At 47.1% G+C, this 19,449-nt stretch carries 17 protein-coding genes; 10 read left to right on the top strand and 7 right to left on the bottom strand.

The window, feature by feature from the left end; genetic code table 11:
* The first annotated feature begins 32 nt into the window (after positions 1–32).
* Positions 33–1,235: an ROK family transcriptional regulator gene (locus tag SK066_RS21835; RefSeq protein WP_250343888.1), complete on the top strand. Its 1,203-nt coding sequence runs from the start codon at positions 33–35 to the stop codon at positions 1,233–1,235.
* A 208-nt stretch (positions 1,236–1,443) separates the two neighbouring features.
* Here SK066_RS21835 and SK066_RS21830 read toward each other — a convergent pair whose 3' ends face one another.
* The 5 genes from SK066_RS21830 to SK066_RS21810 form a co-directional block, all read right to left on the bottom strand.
* Positions 1,444–1,917, bottom strand: a complete 474-nt coding sequence (locus tag SK066_RS21830) for a DinB family protein (RefSeq protein WP_320542996.1) — start codon at positions 1,915–1,917, stop codon at positions 1,444–1,446.
* Between the two features lie 12 nt (positions 1,918–1,929).
* Entirely contained in the window at positions 1,930–6,987 is a 5,058-nt protein-coding gene (locus tag SK066_RS21825) for a DUF4132 domain-containing protein (protein ID WP_320542995.1), read from the bottom strand.
* Between the two features lie 65 nt (positions 6,988–7,052).
* The gene (locus SK066_RS21820; RefSeq protein ID WP_320542994.1) at positions 7,053–7,385 is read right to left on the bottom strand and encodes a hypothetical protein; all 333 of its coding nucleotides are present in this window, start codon (positions 7,383–7,385) and stop codon (positions 7,053–7,055) included.
* A 28-nt stretch (positions 7,386–7,413) separates the two neighbouring features.
* Positions 7,414–7,833 (bottom strand): hypothetical protein, encoded by a 420-nt coding sequence (locus tag SK066_RS21815; RefSeq protein WP_320542993.1) that lies wholly within the window; start codon positions 7,831–7,833, stop codon positions 7,414–7,416.
* 475 nt (positions 7,834–8,308) lie between these two features.
* Positions 8,309–9,112: a VLRF1 family aeRF1-type release factor gene (locus tag SK066_RS21810; RefSeq protein WP_320542992.1), complete on the bottom strand. Its 804-nt coding sequence runs from the start codon at positions 9,110–9,112 to the stop codon at positions 8,309–8,311.
* Between the two features lie 516 nt (positions 9,113–9,628).
* Between SK066_RS21810 and SK066_RS21805 the strand changes: the two genes are divergently transcribed.
* The 8 genes from SK066_RS21805 (at position 9,629) to SK066_RS21770 (ending at position 17,381) form a co-directional block, all read left to right on the top strand.
* Complete coding sequence (locus tag SK066_RS21805) at positions 9,629–10,573, top strand: hypothetical protein (RefSeq protein WP_320542991.1); 945 nt, start codon at positions 9,629–9,631, stop codon at positions 10,571–10,573.
* A gap of 787 nt (positions 10,574–11,360) precedes the next feature.
* Positions 11,361–12,128: a TIM barrel protein gene (locus SK066_RS21800; protein ID WP_320542990.1), complete on the top strand. Its 768-nt coding sequence runs from the start codon at positions 11,361–11,363 to the stop codon at positions 12,126–12,128.
* A 94-nt stretch (positions 12,129–12,222) separates the two neighbouring features.
* Positions 12,223–12,894 (top strand): NAD(P)H-dependent oxidoreductase, encoded by a 672-nt coding sequence (locus tag SK066_RS21795; protein WP_320542989.1) that lies wholly within the window; start codon positions 12,223–12,225, stop codon positions 12,892–12,894.
* Between the two features lie 306 nt (positions 12,895–13,200).
* Positions 13,201–14,358: a YhgE/Pip domain-containing protein gene (locus SK066_RS21790; protein ID WP_320542988.1), complete on the top strand. Its 1,158-nt coding sequence runs from the start codon at positions 13,201–13,203 to the stop codon at positions 14,356–14,358.
* Positions 14,359–14,434: 76 nt separating this feature from the next.
* The gene (locus tag SK066_RS21785; RefSeq protein WP_320542987.1) at positions 14,435–15,046 is read left to right on the top strand and encodes a TetR/AcrR family transcriptional regulator; all 612 of its coding nucleotides are present in this window, start codon (positions 14,435–14,437) and stop codon (positions 15,044–15,046) included.
* A gap of 859 nt (positions 15,047–15,905) precedes the next feature.
* Complete coding sequence (gene amaP, locus SK066_RS21780) at positions 15,906–16,469, top strand: alkaline shock response membrane anchor protein AmaP (protein ID WP_188775855.1); 564 nt, start codon at positions 15,906–15,908, stop codon at positions 16,467–16,469.
* Between the two features lie 21 nt (positions 16,470–16,490).
* Entirely contained in the window at positions 16,491–16,688 is a 198-nt protein-coding gene (locus SK066_RS21775; RefSeq protein ID WP_229685771.1) for a DUF2273 domain-containing protein, read from the top strand.
* Between the two features lie 246 nt (positions 16,689–16,934).
* On the top strand, positions 16,935–17,381 hold the full coding sequence (locus tag SK066_RS21770) for an Asp23/Gls24 family envelope stress response protein (protein WP_188775853.1): 447 nt from the start codon (positions 16,935–16,937) through the stop codon (positions 17,379–17,381).
* A 261-nt stretch (positions 17,382–17,642) separates the two neighbouring features.
* Here the strand turns inward: SK066_RS21770 and SK066_RS21765 are convergent, their stop codons facing one another.
* Complete coding sequence (locus SK066_RS21765; protein ID WP_320542986.1) at positions 17,643–18,215, bottom strand: thymidine kinase; 573 nt, start codon at positions 18,213–18,215, stop codon at positions 17,643–17,645.
* Positions 18,216–18,344: 129 nt separating this feature from the next.
* Positions 18,345–18,710, bottom strand: coding sequence for an Hpt domain-containing protein (locus SK066_RS21760; protein ID WP_320542985.1), 366 nt, complete (start codon positions 18,708–18,710; stop codon positions 18,345–18,347).
* Between the two features lie 43 nt (positions 18,711–18,753).
* On the opposite strand from SK066_RS21760, the gene SK066_RS21755 reads away from it, so the two are divergent.
* Positions 18,754–19,209, top strand: a complete 456-nt coding sequence (locus SK066_RS21755; protein ID WP_320542984.1) for a response regulator — start codon at positions 18,754–18,756, stop codon at positions 19,207–19,209.
* The last annotated feature ends 240 nt before the right edge of the window (positions 19,210–19,449 follow it).

The following is a 19,449-nucleotide window of genomic DNA, read 5'->3' as shown; positions in this document are numbered from 1 at the left end:
CCGATCAGAATTATAGGAAATGGTGGGGCGATATGGCTAAACAGTTCAAAGGGATGCCGTCCGTCAAAAAAGCGGTATACGATCGCATTGCTGCACAGCGAGATATTTCAAAGGCAGAGATCATGGAGCAATTCCAGTTGACGAGTAGCAGTCTGACCCGGTTGCTGGATGAGCTGTCGCGCGAAGGCTGGATTATGGAATCCGGCTTCGGGCAGTCGACCGGGGGACGCAGACCGATTTTGTATCAGATTAATCCGGGGCATCGGTATATATTTGGCTTGGACATCTCTCGCATCTATTCAGTGCTGGGTTTATACGATATGGAAATGAGACCGCTGGAGCTGGTGCGCTGGAATATGGATGAGCAGATGACACCACAGCGTCTGACTCAGCATGTCGGTGAGAAGGTACGCGAGTTGCTGGAGCGCCATCGTATTCCTGCGGACCATGTGCTTGGTCTGGGAGTTGGTGCGGTTGGGCCGCTAAGTCGGGAGCAGGGGCGCATTCTAAACCCGCTTTATTTTGCTGCTTCGGGCTGGAATGATGTGCCACTGCGTCAGTGGCTGGAAGAAGTAACAAGCCTGCCAGTTATCGTAGAAAATGGCGCTAATACAGCGCTGATCGGGGAGCACTGGATGGTACGCAGCGAGCATATTCGGCATATGCTGTATGTGCATGTCGGTACAGGCCTGCGCTCTGCCATGCTATCGAACGGACAAATTGTACACGGTGCAGTCGATATGGAAGGCTCGATCGGGCAAATGATTATTCAAACGGATGGCCCACGTCTGCATGGCACTGGGAACTATGGGGCATTGGAAGCTTTTGCTTCGGTGCAGGCGGTGGAGCAGCAGGTACGCGCACGCAGTAAAATGAATCGGGAGCACTGGGGCGGCGGCAGTCTGGCGATCAAGCCAGAAGCAATCAACTTTGCCACGATTGTGCAGGCGCTGGAATCTGGCAATGAATATGTACGGGAGATTTTCGCCCAATCGGCAGCCTATCTCGGGATCGGGCTGGCGAATCTGATCAATGTACTTCACCCAGAGCAGATTATTCTGGGCGGCGTGATGATCAGTGCAGGCGATCTATTTTATAACACAGCGATTTCAGTCGCTGAACAAAATATTTATTATTCTGGCAGCTATCATCCAGAGTTCTCACGGGGCATATTGCAGGAAACCGCCGTGTCCACCGGAGCCGCAGTGATGGTGTGGAATGAGTATGAGCTGTGATGCCTAGCTATAGTAATGTCTATTATCTATTTCCCCAGCATTGTAGCCAAACCTATAATCTCTTTATATACACGTATGATTTCTTTATATGAATGAAAAGCAAATAGCAAATAACCAACCCAAATAGCCAATAAATAAAAAACTCCAGCGATTGTCATCTACAGACAGTCGCTGGAGTTTTGTTAGGGTACAGGTTGGAGTATGAATTCTATTCAAACAAACGAACCCCGGGATCATGCTTCAAGCTATGAACGAGCATCGCATGAAGCTGTCCGCGATGATGGTAAAAGTGCGCCTGCGTATCTAACAACCATTCAAATCGTGAATGTACGCCGCCCCAAAATGCAGTCGTATGTGTGAACAGCTCTTCATCACTCAAACCAGCAATACCTTGCTTGAGCGCAGCATAATGCATCGTTAATGCGTGTTGAAGCGCTTTGCAATTCATAGCTGGCTCACTTTGCACATAAAAAAGATCCATCTCTTCCTCCGAAGCGCCCGCTCCGATAAGATAGTCGGCTTCGCACAGCACCGCCAGATGAGCAAGCAGCTCGCCCACTGACATTTTATTAGCCGTAGGGCGAAATGCTAAATCCTCTTCTCGCAGGGTGCCGATCATTTGCAATACCGAATCGATAGCCATATCCATCTGCTGGAATACACTCTGACAATATAGGTTCATAGGTTAATCTCCTTATTGCCGTAGCTGCTCCAAAATTTGCGGATCTTTGATCTTCTGATCCTCTGCCAGTAGCAGAATTTTGGACACGATCTCTGCTGTGCGTGGATCCTCGTCCAGAAACGGCAAGAACAGGCGACCACGGTGCTGGGAATGAACGGGCACAATATGAATCGCTCCAACGGTTTGTTTATGCACGATCGCACTACCGAGGTGAACATTGTATTCGCCCAGTTTACCCTGAATCATCGCGTGATTACGATCGATCTTCACATTATCCAGCTTTAACAAACGAGTGGTTTCTTCAACGATCACACGGCGTAGCTCGATGGTCGTCAGACTGGCTTCTGGATCAACGCCGCCGACATGAGCGACGCTCACGACCAGATCCAGATCACGCATCACCTCTGAGAATACGATCGGTGGTACATCCTCCAGCGGAATCGGCTTGTACGTGGAGCGATCATGGAACTGCACCGTCTCCAGCGTAGGCGCTTCGGTATCCGCAGGGGAGAACCAGTCAGCTAGCGCATAGATGCTGGCGATCAGATTATGCTTGTAATCTACCTTTTGCAGCCCTTCTTCATAGCTTACCGTCCAGCCACGCCCACGTAGCAGCGCACTCGTCTTGCTCGGCTGTACCTGATGCCCGGCATAACGACGGGAAATGATGCCACTTGCCTTCTCATCGGCATTTGGCAGATACAGCTCACGGAATACCTGCTTGAACGGTTCACGACGTACCTGATCCGCACGATCCGCTTGCTGGGCATAGAATTGACGCTCCAATGCATCACGCTGGAATGCTTGCCATTGACCGCTCTCGAACAGATGAACAGGATGCGCCACGGTCACTTCATCTGTTGCTTGCAGCTTTGCCGGTTCTGGTGCAAAGGTAGTGTTCAGGCTCGTTCCATCCTCGGACAAGTAACCGAGACTGCCGTCTGCTACTTTACGGAAGACGAGGGACTTGAACAATGGTGCCAGCACCGGATTGTTCAGCAGCTTCACGATCTCCTCTGCTCGGAATGCAGTTTCATTGATCATCGAGCGCTCCAGCTCCTGACGAGCACGCTTGTATTGATCGCGTAGATCGGTCTTTAGCTCTTTGAGCTTCACGATATACTCGTCTTTATTCAGTCTGGAAGGAACGGATTTGAGCAGCTTGCCATCTTTGGAGGCGAGTACGCTAGTTTGACCTTCGTTATCGATATCCAGACGGACGAGCAAGCCAGGCTCGACCTCATAGTCATTAAAATAGAACAGCAGCTCGTCCAGCTTACGTGCCTCCAGATCCCATGTCAGACGGGTCACATCGGCATAACCTGCATTACGTGCTAGGTTATCCAGTGCAATCGCCGCTGTAGTGCTCTCACTAGCACGGCGCTGTGCACCGAATGCCTTGCTCTGCTTCAGGAACAATTGAATAAATTCATACCGCTCACGCAGATCGGTATCGCGTTCCTCACCGGATGCCAGTGGAATCAGGCTGTAAGCGAGCAGCTGATCCTTGGTGCGTTTATCGGCGACTTGCTTTTGCGTTTTTTCCAGATCCAGCTTACCGAGTACCGCATCGGCGAACAGCTGACTGCGGCGATGGTTCGCACCACCGGAGATATACTTGGCACAATCGTATAAAACTGCAAAACGCTCCTCGCCAATCTCCTCATAAGCCTGCTGGAACCAGTTCAGATCGAATGCGCCGTCATTGAACTGCTGTGGTGTGATTGGCGAATAGTGAGCGACGATCGTTTCCTTTTCCGCAGAGAAGGTTTCGTTAATATGAGCATGGAAGTACCATGCTGCACTGCGCAGACCTTTCCAGTTCAGGTGCTTGGCTACGATCTCCAGCCATTGTGGTGAATACATCGCTGCTTCCAGTAGGCGACGCTCGGATACGGGCTGGCTTTGCAATAGTTCTGCCAGTAATGTCTCGTCCTCACCCTCAAGCGGATAGCAGTTTTTGAGCAGGAAGCTGAACATTTCTTTTTTCGTAAAGTCGCCACCGTACATATAACCGCGTACAAATGTTTCCTTTTGCAAATGGGTCAAAATGGAGACGAAATACTTCATGCCATAATAGCGCATAATACGGGCAGCAATTGGCGATACGGGTGTCGGTAGTTCGCCACGTTTAAGCTCGATGTCCAGTACTCGAGCAATAATATTTTCACGGATTGGCTTCAAATTCGGGAAGCGATCGACCACAGTTTTGTTCGCATACGTATTCGTCATTTCGTACATCAACTGGCGATTACTATTCGGGTTGTGCATCACAAGCCGATAGATTGCCTGATCGCTAACACAGCCGATCTGATGTGCACGTCCATAATCTTCAAGTGTATTCGCACCATGTAATTCATAGCCCATATCTTTGCTAGTTTGTTCAATCGCGTAAAATGTGCGGAAGCGTTCCTTGAATAATTCATCATCCACTCTATGCTCGTTTAACACACGAACCCACGGATTGATCAGCAGATTAAGAACAAAGCCTTCTTTTTTTAAATGCTCCTGCGGAAAAGATTGCAGAAGCTTATGAATAGCCAGATTACTACGATGATACGATTGGTTATCCAGCATTTCATCTGCCAGTGCAGCTAGCAGCGAATCCATTTGATTTCTGTATACGAGCTTTTCCCTTGCCTGCTGAATATCCAAAATCTGATCAACCGGGTACACCAACTGAATATACTCTTCACGCCAGCCCTCTAGCAGGTTCTCATTGTTAGGGAAATACTGACGATAGTACCAGAAATAGCTGACATTATGAATCGTGCTCTTCAAGTCCTCCAGACGAATATAAAATTGCAGTTGCAGCAATTCACTCGGTGTCAGCTTGAGCGTATCAAAATAACCACGCCATACTTCAGCCAGTGGATAATCATCGAGTAGATTGTACGTTTCTGGATCTGGTTCAAGTATAGACAATGATGTTTTCCTTTGAAGACTATTACCAATCAATTGTTCTACCTTATAGCTCCTGGAGTAGGCTACCTCATATTCCACATCTCGATGCTCATAGATGAGATCATTAAGCTCCTGAAAAATTTGCTTGATTCGCGCTGGCTTCATCGTCAGTATATCGCTGGCGATATGGAATTGACTGGTATCCACCATTTCATCGAGCCACGGTTCACTAAGCTCTGGATCGTATAGACCATATCCATTGCTAGCTGTATATTCCTCCTGCTCACCCTGAAGCTTATCCAGCAATACCTGCTCCTTCGCAGTTGGCTCGGTTAACGATGCTGCCGCTTGAACCAGCCGTGCAAATTGCTCCTGTCTGGATGATTTTCCTTGCAGCTCATTCAACAACTCCAATCCAGCCAGACGTTGCAGTTCATTTTTGCTGCTTAATAGACGCGGAATTACCGGTTCCAGACGTTCCTCTGGCTGCGATAACAGCATACGAATGCCGCCCTGACGCAGTGAGCCTGTTTTCAGACGGAATAAATCCTCAAAACGCTGAATTTCCTCGTCGTTCAGTGTGAAGTTAGTCGCGCAGCGCACTGCTTTTTCACGGTTGCTCATACTTTTGTCGCTTAGTGCATCCAGTGCAAAACGGCGCTGTGCCGGGTCTTCGCCATCCTTGATGACATACTCCAGAATCTGACCGCGCAGATCAGGAGACATCCGATCCTTCATATCCAGTATCTGCGAGATACGCACCGGATCAGGCTCATAGCTTGCCAGATAGAGCAACTTGTTCATCAGCAGATCGGTGTGTAAATGATAGCTTGAGAAGGTGAGTGTATCCGATGTTCCAGACAGCTCATTGGATGGCATCATTTGTAATAGCGCACGAATACGAGCAAAATCGCGCTCACGCTCTGCCTGATCCTCTAAAGCTGGTGTGCGGCGAATTTTCATCACTCTTTCGGAGTTGAATGCATCATCAATGTACTCCCAGACAAATTCACAGCCGTACACATAATTGACCATCACGCTATACGCAAGCTCTGGATCGGTAGCGGGATTCAGCTCCTGCTCATGCAGTAGCTTGCGCGCAATCGTGAATCGTAGCTCATCATACTGACTGTTTGCCAGCACATACAGCGCCACCAGCTTGCGATAACGAATATCGGAGTCGATTACGGTCTGGATGCGTGCAGGCAGATCCATTTCTTCGTGTACTGCGGTTGCCCAGAGACTGATATAGATCTGGTTGGCATTTTCGTTGGTCAACCATTCCTGACGCAATGCGTCGTCCTTTAGGGCATCATATACATACTGGATCACCTGCTGAGCTACACGTTGCTGCGAGGCTTCCAGATTCATGCCTGTCCACACATCCAGCGCACGCACGATAGCACTATAACGAATCAGATCATGCTCAATGATCGTACCAAGCAGCATATTCATCGACTCGATCGTGCCTTCGTCCATCATCTCGGCAATCGTCTGGCGCAAGCCCTCCTGTAGACGTGCAGCAACCAGCAGATCGGCAACGGTCTTGTAGCAATCCTGCTGGTGCGACATCAGCATACCTCTGAGCATAGAGTGCTTGAGCAATACCGCTTGATTCTCGCCATGAATAATATCCATCAGCAGTCCACGTGCCGTAGTATCTCCTTCATCCAGCGCATAGGCGATCATATCAGGAATCGCGAATTCGTCAGGCATGTTGTGCCATTCATAATTCGGCTGCTGCAAATATTCATGTAGATCAAAACCGCCACCATACAGACGAAGCAAGGAGCTGATTTTGCTAATGATTCGAGCTTTATGTAGTTGGATATTACGTGTACGGTATGGTTTGCGCATATACCCTGTGCTGTACGGATATTCGGGAGCATGCTTGATCACATACTGTAATGGAGGGGTGATCTCCGCGCCAGCCAGACGCTCAGCTACAGTTAAAAGAGGATCAAATAAGCGTGCGTCATCTCCACCTGCTAATTCATCCAGCTTCTTGCATAGCGGCTCGTACGCCTCACTATTGGCTACATACATCGTTTGCATGAGCTGTATACACAGCTCCGCGATCTTTTGCTCATCACCTTGTAATGTATCACTAATCTCGTAAAAACGTTCTTTCACTTCTACCGTCATTTCATACCAGCTTCTTGCCATTGGAATGCTCCTCTCGGATTCAATTGATGGTTGTAGTGATGCGCAGGGATACCTTTATAGAAAAGTTACTGTAGCCAGTTCGCCCATTGCTTACGGGAAACCGGTCGATAAAATAATTGCTCTAGCTGCTCATATTGCTGCTCATCGATATGGAGCCAGATCGCTTTTTTACTAATTTTCGCCAGTGGCTGGGAAGTATAGCGATGTCCGCCAATCTTGCTACGCACAGGAATGCGGAATGACATCAGCTCCGATACGTTCGTCCATTCCTCCCAGCTAAAGCAAGCTCCGCGCTTCCAATCAAGCATATAAATGCAGTAGTACGATTGCTGTGCCGTCTGTCGATGAACAATCAACCAGGTCGATGGCACAATCTTCTGTCGTTGTCTTCGGTTCATAGCATATTCCTCATCTGTCGTTCATTGTCTACCATAGTCGTCCAGCCAGCATCGTTAGCCGAATAAGCACCAGTGTATCGTTCTCCTGTAGCGATAAGGGAGCGTTCAGCTCGGTCAGCTCCTCGTCGCGTAAGAATACGCGATACAGTCCATCCTGGAATGCGAGCAGTGCCGCATCAATCGCTTTTTGCTCATCGGGCTTGCGTGTATCCTCTACATGCCCAAAGCCAATCTTACCTGTCTCCGCACTCTGCTGTACTTCCTGCTCGGTCAGATACGGCAGTATACTGCCCGTATTTTGCCGTTCGATAAATGCGTTCACACTGGACTGTACAATCATCGTGAGCAGCTCCTGTAATGTTGCGGGTTCTCCTGCCAGCTCAATCGTCTGATTCATCAAGCTACTGCGGCGGCGCGATGGACTTTTGACAGTGACCTGGATGTTCATTATATTCCTCCTAACGTGATGAGATGTCATCGATGTACATTCTCTGAAATGTGCACTTGCCTGTCGCTGTATCCTGCAACAGAATCGTGCGTAACAGTTGGCGCAGACATGGATCATGTCATGATGGGTATCGATCAAGTTATATGTAAAATGGCTTTGTGTACGTCTGCTCCTTACTCACTATGTTACTGTTAGATGTAGCATAACACAAATAATTGTACAGGAACAAGTGTTCTGATACATCCTATCGCTTCGTTTGTTTTGTAGGTATCCAAGCTGGGATATAAGTACGGTACATGTTCCACCGTTGAGCGGTATCCATCGATCCAAAAAAAGCCCTCCTGCCGAATCGAAGCTCAGTTCGATTCAGCGGAGAGCTGTTACTTTCACAACGTAGGGACAATGCTCATTACCAGCACAGACTTCCACTAACTCCGTCCTGCAAGGTAATGAATTCAAGAGCCTTCATGCGGATTTATGCTTGCAGGACAGCGTATGCCTCCTGAAGCACATCCTTCGGCTTCATATTACTCAAGTTTTTCGGTACAACATGGACGGAAATACGTGTATTTAGTGCTTCCTTCACCTGAGAAGCGATTTGCTTTTCGCCGCTTAGAATGATTTCCTCCCACTGCTTTTCCTTTGCCATATTTTCGATAATAGGCACCAGACGCTTGATCCAGCGTGGACGGATGACATCCCATTGCTCAGGATAATTCTCGCGCTGCTTGTTCACAGCGGATTTGAGATCGCTTGTATTCTGACTGGAGCGTTCACGCCATTCATCATTAACCAGATCCCATTCGTAGTAATGCTCACCATGAATTTCGCAGAGCAGACTGTCGATGATCGTAACGGTGTCATTACTTAGCTGTACAATTCCGGCTGCCGGGCAACGTGACATGATCGCTTCCAGCTCTTCCAGATGCGGCTCCGCTTCAAAATAAAAAGCATTAGGCACCCCGGTCTGCACCTTCTCGCAGAAGAATAATCCACCTGACGAATCGGTAACGATGATCAGACCCTTTTTCATCTCCGTGCGACTGTTTTCGATACGTTCTTCTACCTTGGCTTGCATGTCGAGCAGCATATCGAGATAGCGTTTTTCCTCGCCAGCCTCAGTATACTCGGCTAGCTTTTTAAAACCGTTCTTGAGGCGTATTTTCCATTCCGGCTGGGTGTTGGCAGTTGGCTCAGTGTTCAGATAGATGGTCAAAAACCGCTCTGCCGATTTGGCAGAATACTTCTGAAGTGCTTTCCAATTTTCCATAAATCCCATATGCAGTACCTCCTCAAAGAGAGTTCCTTCTGTCTTTACCCTTCAACAAAAGGCTCAAAACTATTTTTACAAATTCTTCAATCGGTATCAACCTTATGTATAAATAGTGCGTATAAATAATAGAATAATATCCTAAAAAATAGGTTATGGGAATAATGTCCTATTTATTCCAATTTCCAACTATTACTAATTAAAATGTTTTATAATCGGTATATAGCAAGGGCGAATAGCCCTATTCTGTAAACATTTGCTGCGCTTTTGAAAAATCATCAACTGTAAATTATAAATATTACTTCGCGAATATGAGCTTATGAATGTAAGGACTGGCGAGAGGAAAGTGTAAGGATGAAGTGGCGTTTATTCGCCTTCAAAAGCTGGTTCACTGCATCATAGAAACCCATAGATATCAAGGCTGTCGTAAAGGCTTGCGTTTTCCTGACTATACAGGCTAATGAAGAGTAGCGACTTACAGAGGCTTAACGATGCATTAGTCAGAACATTAAGGAGAATCGGGATATGAAATTACAGGATTTGTTGAAAGCCACTCGTCGTTTCGTACGCACCCATACCGTAGGTGTAACCGGAGCAGGAATCGTGCTGCTCTGTGGGATAAGTGCGGTCTCTATTGTTATGTTATCCGAGCCAGAGCAGGGTGACACAGCCAATGCAGCACCTGCGAATGCTGCATCTGCATCGGTTACCGCATCGTCGCTAGTTAATCAAGCCAATGGGAACGAGACTTCTTCGGATCTGATCAAGGTGCCAACAGGCGAGGCTGTACCGATAGAGGCATTACCTGATCCCGCAGCCACTGCCATTACGAGTTACCCTGCCGGACAGATGGTCAGCAATCAGCCTGGTGGTAAACGTCCAGTTTCTCTCGCTGTAGAGCGTAAGGTAAACACAGATCAATGGCTTGGCGACAAGCTAGTCATCGGCCCGAAGGAATCTGCTCTAACCGTAGATATGCTACGCAAAGATGGAGGTAGTATGGGCGTTTATAATATGCCTGCCGCTGATCCAGTTCAGATTGCCGACCTATACTTCACCTTAACTAGAGCGGGTGGAGAGATGATGGCGAATTCAGACTATGGGTTGATTGTTAGAGCATTATATGGTGAGCTTGTCATTCCAGTCGAGACGATGAAAGCTTCTACCCAGCAGGACATAAAGGTACAGCTACACACCGACCATACCCTGACAAAGCCAGCAGGCGCCCAATCGACCTCCATGCAAATAAATATAGAAAATAACATGGGCGAAATGTATGTTACTTTGCCTATCGAAAATACGTCATTAACTCCTGAGCAGCTCAAGCAGCTTAAAGTGCAATGGCAGAATCCAGATGGAGAGCAACATTATGTAGATGCTTCCCTAATAGACTACAATGCATCCTATCCACATGGACTGCGCTTTCTCGTTCAAGCCTCAGGCACCTATACGATCATCCTCCCAACCTGATCAAAGCACCTATTGCCCGAACGCATTCTCTATAACCACACCATCCAATCCTCTCAAACCATCGGAAATTACTACCTTAATACCATCCTATTAAAAAGCTCCTGCAACGATTACGGTTGTAGGAGCCTTTTTTGTACGGTCTACTATCACAATCCTCCCATCACACTAAATATGCTGACGCACCTAAATGTCTGACATTCATACAAGAGTACAAATGCCAGATCATCCAGAAGTTTCAAAGGTATTCATATAACTTCTTATCAAAATAACTTCCTATAAAACGAGACTGTAAACATACGAATACAAGCCCATAAATGCAAACAGATTTATACAACTACATGTAAGTTATACAACTACATATATAGATATATATATCCATACCTACACTAGAGAAGTTGCACTTAAAAATCTGCATTCAAGACCTTGTATTTAAGATTTTGTATATAAAAGCTTGACCATACAAGCACGTAACGGAGGGAAGGAAATAAGGGGAAAGGACTCCTTTGGAGGGGCGGGAATCTTCATTCACTGCTAATCCAAAAGATTCCCGCGGCTCCACCCGAGTCCGTCCCCTTATTCCTTCCCGGAGTGATTGTTGCCCCGCAGCCAAGTCCACATAGGCAACAATTCTAACAAATACAACACCTTCAACACATACACCACACCTAGAACTCAAACACATCATAGCTTAACATTCTAGCTTCTCCCCACCCTGTATGATTGACCAACAACATTTAAGTGTATACATAATCGTAATTACCATCTTTTTACATTAGGAGTGAACACCATGAAGCTGTCATACAACACTGAGACACTGTTCCAGGGACGAGATATCGTAGAAGTGATAAAGCTGCTGCACGAGCATGGTCTGGATACCATCGAATTCTGGTCATGGCAGGATAAGAATCTGGAGGCGATGCGGCAATTACAAGCCGAGTTAGGCATAAAGGTGGCAACCCTCGTCGTCAGCCCCTCCACCATGGTCGAGCCAGAACGCCGTGATGAAGCCCTGCAAGCCCTGCGCGAATCCGCAGAGGCAGCCCAATCACTTCATTGCGCCACAATGGTGCATACGATTGGCTTTGAAAAAGAAGGATTATCGCGCGATGAAATGCTGCAAAGCCTGATCGACGGGCTACACGCGGCGATCCCGATTTTAGAGCAGACCGGTGTAACTACCGCGATTGAGCCGCTCAATACAACGACAGACCGCGAGCTAAGCGGGTATGTGCTGAACACCTCTCAGCTCGCTTTTGACATCGTGGCAGAGGTGAATCATCCGCTCGTCAAGGTTTGCTACGACATGTACCATGTGCAGGTGATGGAGGGCAATGTGCTCACTCGACTGCAAAATCATATCAGGCATGTCGGTCATATTCAGGCAGCCGGGGCACCGGGACGACATGAGCTATACATGAGCGAGCTGAATTATGATTATGTGCTGGATGCGATCAAGCAGCTCGACTATGACGGGTACGTGGGCATTGAATATTTTCCAATTCATGATCCGCTGCATGACCTGATCGATTTGCATGAGCGATTCCATACCGGTTAAGCGTTAGTTGACAGTCCATTGAATACAATCTATAATTTCATTGTTACTAAAAGTAAACATGTTATTAATATATAGATTATCGGAGGAACCATACATGGATAAAGAGCAAAGAAAGCAACAGATTCTAGACGCATACCATTTCAGACATGCAACAAAGGCTTTCGATCCAGAGCGTAAAATTTCGGAGGACGATTTTGCATTTATTTTGGAAACAGGACGTCTGTCACCAAGCTCGGTCGGTTCAGAGCCATGGAAATTCCTCGTTGTGCAAAATGAAGAGCTGCGTAGCAAGTTGCGTCAGATCACGTGGGGTGCACAGGGGCAGCTGCCAACAGCAAGTCACTTTGTGATCATGCTTGCACGCAAAAACGTACGCTATGATTCCCCTTACTTACGCGAGCAAATGCTTGAAGTGAAAAAAATGCCAGAAGAAGTGTTCAATCAGGTACTGGGACGCTATCGTGAATTCCAGGAAAACGATCTGAAAATTTTGGAAAATGAGCGCGCTTTGTTTGACTGGGCTTCCAAGCAGACGTATATCGCTCTTGGCAATATGATGACAGCAGCGGCAGAGATCGGCATCGATTCTTGCCCGATCGAAGGCTTCCAGCTGGACAATGTAGAGAAGCTGCTCAAAGAAGAAGGCTTGATGGATGATAGCGAATTCGGCGTGAGCGTGATGGTCGCTTTCGGTTATCGTACCGACAAAGAGCTGCGTTCAAAAGAAAGACGTACTACTGAGCAAGTCGTACAATGGATTAACTAAGTATAGTCGTATGATCGTCTACAACTGAGGATTCACTAAGTACAGCCATATAATCATCTACAACCAATGTTGTAGAGCATTTGATATAAGGTAAAGGGCGTATATCATTCCGATAGCAGGTCATGATATACGCCCTTTTTGCATGTCTTGGAGTAGATCTGAAAATCATTCAAATTTTAACTTTGACAGTATACGCTTACAACTTTTATAGTTATAAAACAAATGTTTAAAACGTCTGTTTGAAATGACAAAGGGATATCACGAACAACGGTTGAACATAGAAAAAGAGCACACAAAGGAGACGGTATGAAACCTATTTTTGGAGCATTTCTCAAGCTACCGACCACTCGTGTCGGGATCATTACGGCGGTGTTGTTTCAGTTGATTTTTGCGGTCGTCTGGATGACAGGGTATCATGGAATTACAGATCGTTTGAATCAGTTAAGTGTAGCGGTGGTCAACGAAGATCAGACATTCGGGGAGCAGGTAGTGAACGGTCTGAACGGCAAGCTGCCTGTACAGCTCAAGACGGGGCTGACGATGGAGCAGGCACAGCAGCAGCTTCAGGCACGTGATATTCAGATGATCGTCGAGATTCCAGCTGATTTTGGAGCGACGATCACCTCGACGAATCCAGCCCAACTACATTATCTGGTGAATGAATCGAATCCGGTCATGATCAAAAATATGATGACTGGCATCGCTGATGGTATTACCGCCAGTGTGAACAAGGTCGCTATTGAAAATGGATTACAAAGCGTGCTGGGCAGCTCTTCACAGATGTCCGCACAGCAGACGCAGGGCATGGCGACGGCGTTGTCACAGCGCGTTGTATCCAATATTGAATCAGTCAATCCGGTACAGGGCATGAACAATCAGATGGTGCCGATGATGATGATCCTTGCCTCGTATGTCGGCGCGATGATCATGGGACAGAACTTTGAAGTTTCGTCGCGTGCGCTCGCTACACGCTTTGGTCGCTGGCAACGGATGGCAGTCCGTCTGCTTGTGACAGCAGGCTCATCTGTTGTCGTATCGCTGGTCGGCACCTCGCTTGTTGCATTGCTAGGTGGGCAGCTTGGACATGGCTTCTTTGCGCTATGGGGCTTTCAGGCATTGTTCCTACTGACCTTTATGTTCGTATCTCAAATGTTCCTGTTTGTATTTGGTATGGCAGGCATGCTGTTTAACATTTTGATCCTGTCGGCACAGCTTGTATCGTCGGGAGCGATGATGCCACGTGAGCTATTGCCAGCATTTTATCAAGGTCTGGGTGAAGTTTTCCCGGCTACGTATGCGGTACAGGGCTTGATGAATATACTGTTCGGAGGAACGGGTACAGCGAAGGATGCGCTAGCGCTGGTGATCATTATGATCGTAGCGTTAATCATTATCGTGATCGCTACCGCACGGCAGCAGGATCGCATTCCGACTCCAGCTCCCGTAGTGATCACGGAATCGTAATAGCTATCGTGATATCTACCGTAACATAGGTGTACTGAGACCAACGGAATGAATGGGATATAGGGAAGTGACTTCTGTGACTAAGGATGAAGAGCACGTCAAACTTCGTATTTTAAAGGCTACACGCAAGCTGGCAGCTGCTCGCGGCTTTGACGTGACAACGGTGCGCGAGATATGCCGCGAAGCGGATGCGAATATATCGCTTGTCTCGTATTATTATGGCGGCAAGGAGCAGCTGTTTGAAGCGATGCTGGATGAGTTTATGCTGGGCAGACCATTTTCAGATGCATTGCGGCAGGAGAGGCTTGATCCGGTAACTGGACTGGAGCGACTCGTTGCTCGTTTATTTGCGCTATGGCAGCAAGACCCGGAGATTTCGCTTATTTTGCATCAGGAATTTGCACTGCGCTCGGAGCGAATCGCTATCATTCAGCGCTATACGCTGCCAGCGTGGAGCTTGCTGCGTCATTATCTGGAGCAGGGCAGGGCGCAGGGGATCTTTCATTTTCAATCGCTTGATCTGGCGCTCCTGCAAATGACGGGCAGCATCGTCTTTTCGAGTAATGCAGCCAAGTCGTATCCGATGCTACCGATTCTGGATGAGCAGCCATTGTCACCAGATGAGCATCTGGAACAATTAACCAGTAGCTTGCTGGCATCGGTTGGCTATGTGAAGCCTGGAGCTTAAAGTGCATTTGTGTAGATCGTGTTCCGATGAGATCGCTCTCTGTATACAACAGTTAATTTATACAATGAAAATGAGATGATATAGTTATCGATATCAGTGTGTTGTTAGACGAATCATAATGCTCGATATTGATCTAACAATTACTGCTATAAACATCATCGCTACCAAAGGACTTCCAACGTAATCGGCTTTTGCTGATGGGGTGGAAGTCCTTTTTTATGACCAAAACTGTGCTGTTTAAATTTACATAACTCACCCTTTTTGGTTAACATAATTTACAATTTAGTAATATAAATAAGTGATTCAACTATCGAAAAGGCTGGTTATGTTAATAACAGGTTTGAAGCTGGCACAAACCAATTGGGTACGAGATATAAGGCGTATATGCGATTGTGTATAAGTCTTTTGTGCTCATACGGATGTGCAGGCATGATGCAATACTCCGCATTCTTCTCATTATCCTTGAGCGAATGACGCGTAGAGGATCAACGGGAGGAACGCCTTCTGGATGATGATAAGGTTCTTTGAAGTAAGAAAGATGGGCTGGCCGCCAAAAAATGTGCAATATTTCATCTAACTTCTAATTAACAATTTTGTAACCTTTGCATTGCGGCGTATCATTAGGTCAATCTATGCACCTAAATGGACTAAAGATGCTAAACGATACGGTGTACAGGCACGCCATGTAACATGACAGCTTGCACGTCTGGATCGAGTGGATATGATGCCGCAGCTTTTAACCAACACATGTCAACATAATGTTAACAGCTTGAAAACACACCCGTAGCGATTGCGATTCTCACTTTTATGCATGAGAAGGCTGCACGCACGGATTGCTCACAAGTGAAGGAGAGATGGCATGAACAGGCTGACACGTTTATCTTTTTTACTCATCGGACTGGTGGGAATGGCCGCGATGGCAGTATTTGGCGCAATCGTATATCCACTGGGCAACTTCTCAACGATGGTCGACAATTACCTGCAAGCACAGCTATGGGCAGTGCAGACCGTCGCGATCGTGGCACTCGTATTCTTTGTACTATTTGCGCTATTGTTTTTGATCGGACTGCTGGCTCGTCCGAAGACACGGGCGCTGTATATTACGACTCCAGTCGGTAATATTCGCCTGACGCAAAATATGATTGAGCAGACGATTTTCCATGCTGTACAGGAGAAGAATGTGCTCAAGCAGCCTCAGATCTACACACGACTCAAAAAGAGTAACCGATCCGTATACACGAGCATTCGCGGCGGATTGATTCCGACAAGCAATGTGGTTGATGCCGCCAGTGAGCTACAGCTTCACGTGGAACATCAGCTGAAGCAGCTACTGCAAATCGAGCGTGTACGTGTCGAGGTTCGTGTAGATGAGCGTCAGGAAGAAACGCCAAGCAAAAACAAAAATGTACCCCGCGTCATTTAAAGGAGGGAGTCTGCATTGGATATGATGGAATTATTGTTGCCGTACCGTAGACGGATACTGTGGACATTGCTGGGATTAATTGTTGGTATTCTATGGATCACGATTGGCTTTGGCTATACGTTGCTGATCGTCGCCTGTATGCTGGTTGGTTATCTGATCGGTAAATGGCAGGATGGTGCACTGAATGTGCAGAAGTGGGTTCAGTTTTTTACGAGATAGCCAATAGCCCGTAAAGAAGAAAAATACGATAAAGATCGCTTTAACAGGTATTCAGGATTATCGCACTCCGGTGTATGCCGGGCGAATCCTTTTACTATAAATTGCATATTGCAAATAATATGGGGCAACCGTGAATACCGTGCTTGCCTCACCTGAATGGTAACAACGTCGATGAGGTCTTACCAATTGCTGCTATCAACGCATAGTAGCGCAAAAATGAATGGAACACAGAAAGGATGACTGAACATGGCAGAAACCAGACTGGACACAATCGAGACTCAAGTACAAGGAACACAGGTGCGCAAAAACTCCCTGACTTTTGAAGATCAGGTTATTCAGAAGATCGCGGCATTGGCGGCAAATGAGGTACAGGGTATCCTGTCTCTGGAAGGTGGCTTCTTCAGTAATCTGGCAGGTCGTTTCAGCAACGCCGAAAACGTTATTCGTGGTGTAGATGTAGAAGTAGGCGAAAAGCAGGTTGCCCTGGATCTGGTCGCAACTGTTGAATACGGCAAAAGCATCCCTACCATCTTCAACGAGCTGATCAAAAAGGTAACTGAAGCGGTAAACCGCATGACAGGCTTGGAAGTCGTAGAGATCAACCTGAATATCGTGGATGTAAAAACACGTAAAGAATTCGAGCTGGATACGAAAGGCCCACAAGAGGAGCCAAAGGTAGAGCGCGTAAACTAAGCTTATTAGCTACACGGTAGCATAATAGAATAATCATCAAGCGAACAGCCACATCGGTCGATCTACGCATCGAATGTGGCTGTTTTTGATAAAGTTAATCAATAAGCACAAAAAGCTGCCTAATCCCGTTACAGAATTAGACAGCTCCTGGATACATAGAGTATGGCAGATGCAGTGGCTGCATGGGCTGTATATCCCCATTTAGATCGTCGCCATACGCTTGCCAGAACATGAAACGAGCAATTCGACCTACTTGCTCCGTTATGCAATAGGTGGATTATTGTAGCATTTGCGGCAGACAGGATAATAGCTTTCATTACCGCCGATCTGAATCTGCTCACCCGTATAGACCGGATGCCCATCCAGCATCCGCATATTCATCGTCGCTTTGCGTTCGCAGAACCAGCAGATTGTCTTCATTTCTTCAATCTTATCCGCGTACAGCAGCATATACTGACTGCCTTCGAATAGCTGGTTTTGGAAGTCATTTTTGAGCCCGAAGCCCATCACCGGGATATTCAGCTTATCCACGATATCAACGAGTTGCAATACCATATCCTTTTTTAAAAACTGACATTCATCAATCAGCACGCAGGATGGCTTGGGTGTAACCTTTTTAACGATAGCAAAAATATCTGTATCCTCATGAATGGCAATCGCCTGACGACGCACACCGATACGGGAGGAGACATAGCCGATCTCGTCTCGTGTATCCAGTGCAGACGTGAAGATCAGAACATGCTTGTTTTGTTCCTCGTAATTATGGGCGACTTTAAGAATCTCAATCGATTTGCCGCTATTCATGGCTCCGTACTTAAAAAACAATTGTGCCAACGAAAAGAGCCCCTTTCTCCGTAAATTCGCGCGTACAACCTGATCTATTGTATCAGGAAAAGGAGAACAGACCAACCCGGTAGAAAGATATAACGTGGAGATTCCGGTGGACGCGAAGGGGCTACCGATTTACGTGATGCTGGAGCTGGCTCTAGCATCGTCAATCAGCTGTTGGAGCTGGCTTACCTGCTGCTGTAGACGATCGACATGCTCCCGTTTCCATATTCTAGCTGGATCGTTTAAAATGTAGTTAATCATATCACCGCATAGCTCATCAATCTCAGCGTACGACAGGGTAAGTGCAAGTCCTTTGATCGCATGCACATGGCGATGAATCTGATTCGCGAGCGCCAGACCTGCGTCCGCATCTGGCTCATCCAGCCCATTGTAGCTCGTCAAGCCTGCGTGTATATCCTGCATTTTGATCGTGGCATCTTGTAGAAAGCGGACTCGGGTCTGCTCGATAATCTGCCGATAACGTTCTGCTTTGGACATGGGAAGCCTCCCTTTAATCATGAATAAGGATGTGAAGCGGTAGATGAAAAAGATTGGTATTGTTGATGATAGCAGCCCGTTTGTAATGCTGGTCAAGCAGTTATTGGAGCCTGAAAATGTAGTGGTCGAATCGTATGAGGATGCGATTGAGTTTTTCCGCATTCCTTCACGTATTACCGGGTATGATCTGATCATTTTAGATATCAATCTGCCGGATCGAGACGGGCTGGATGTGCTGGATCAGCTCAAACGTACCGAGGCGACGCGTGATATTCCGGTATTGCTGCTCTCCGGCGATTCGCGACCGGAGATGGTGAGGAAGGGTGTTCGCGGCGGTGCGATCGACTTTTTGACCAAGCCGGTTGACCCACCTCAGCTTGTTGAACGTGTGATGGGGCATCTGGGGATATCCGATCCGGAAGCAGACGAGTCGTCACAGCAAGCTACCGAATCCGTGGCTGGCTCCAGCACGCTGAACGATGATCGAGAACCTGTTTAACCGGTTACAGAAGTGAACGATCGCTTCTGTATATGCTGATAAAGTAGCTTTTGTGGTTGTTAGCACCAGTGCTAGAAGAACGCAGGCTACTTTATCCTGAGTCACTCCAAGTGTAGCATAAATGCGTTTACAAATGGAGGATGAAGCATATTTTTAGAAATATTTGATAGGTAATTACATAAGGAATAGCACGGCTCTAGCAAATCTAGTATATCACTCGCTTGCATACCCTATGGGGGT

Source organism: Paenibacillus hunanensis (assembly GCF_034055775.1).
GTDB lineage: Bacteria > Bacillota > Bacilli > Paenibacillales > Paenibacillaceae > Saccharibacillus > Saccharibacillus hunanensis.
This window is presented reverse-complemented; position numbering and strand designations above follow the sequence as displayed.

Bases quoted from the DNA above. Each gene is read 5' to 3' on its own strand.
- SK066_RS21835 (WP_250343888.1), top strand. From the start codon at position 33: ATGGCTAAACAGTTCAAAGGGATGCCGTCCGTCAAAAAAGCGGTATAC.
- SK066_RS21830 (WP_320542996.1), bottom strand. From the start codon at position 1,917: ATGAACCTATATTGTCAGAGTGTATTCCAGCAGATGGATATGGCTATC.
- SK066_RS21825 (WP_320542995.1), bottom strand. From the start codon at position 6,987: ATGGCAAGAAGCTGGTATGAAATGACGGTAGAAGTGAAAGAACGTTTT.
- SK066_RS21820 (WP_320542994.1), bottom strand. From the start codon at position 7,385: ATGAACCGAAGACAACGACAGAAGATTGTGCCATCGACCTGGTTGATT.
- SK066_RS21815 (WP_320542993.1), bottom strand. From the start codon at position 7,833: ATGAACATCCAGGTCACTGTCAAAAGTCCATCGCGCCGCCGCAGTAGC.
- SK066_RS21810 (WP_320542992.1), bottom strand. From the start codon at position 9,112: ATGGGATTTATGGAAAATTGGAAAGCACTTCAGAAGTATTCTGCCAAA.
- SK066_RS21805 (WP_320542991.1), top strand. From the start codon at position 9,629: ATGAAATTACAGGATTTGTTGAAAGCCACTCGTCGTTTCGTACGCACC.
- SK066_RS21800 (WP_320542990.1), top strand. From the start codon at position 11,361: ATGAAGCTGTCATACAACACTGAGACACTGTTCCAGGGACGAGATATC.
- SK066_RS21795 (WP_320542989.1), top strand. From the start codon at position 12,223: ATGGATAAAGAGCAAAGAAAGCAACAGATTCTAGACGCATACCATTTC.
- SK066_RS21790 (WP_320542988.1), top strand. From the start codon at position 13,201: ATGAAACCTATTTTTGGAGCATTTCTCAAGCTACCGACCACTCGTGTC.
- amaP (WP_188775855.1), top strand. From the start codon at position 15,906: ATGAACAGGCTGACACGTTTATCTTTTTTACTCATCGGACTGGTGGGA.
- SK066_RS21775 (WP_229685771.1), top strand. From the start codon at position 16,491: ATGATGGAATTATTGTTGCCGTACCGTAGACGGATACTGTGGACATTG.
- SK066_RS21770 (WP_188775853.1), top strand. From the start codon at position 16,935: ATGGCAGAAACCAGACTGGACACAATCGAGACTCAAGTACAAGGAACA.
- SK066_RS21760 (WP_320542985.1), bottom strand. From the start codon at position 18,710: ATGTCCAAAGCAGAACGTTATCGGCAGATTATCGAGCAGACCCGAGTC.
- SK066_RS21755 (WP_320542984.1), top strand. From the start codon at position 18,754: ATGAAAAAGATTGGTATTGTTGATGATAGCAGCCCGTTTGTAATGCTG.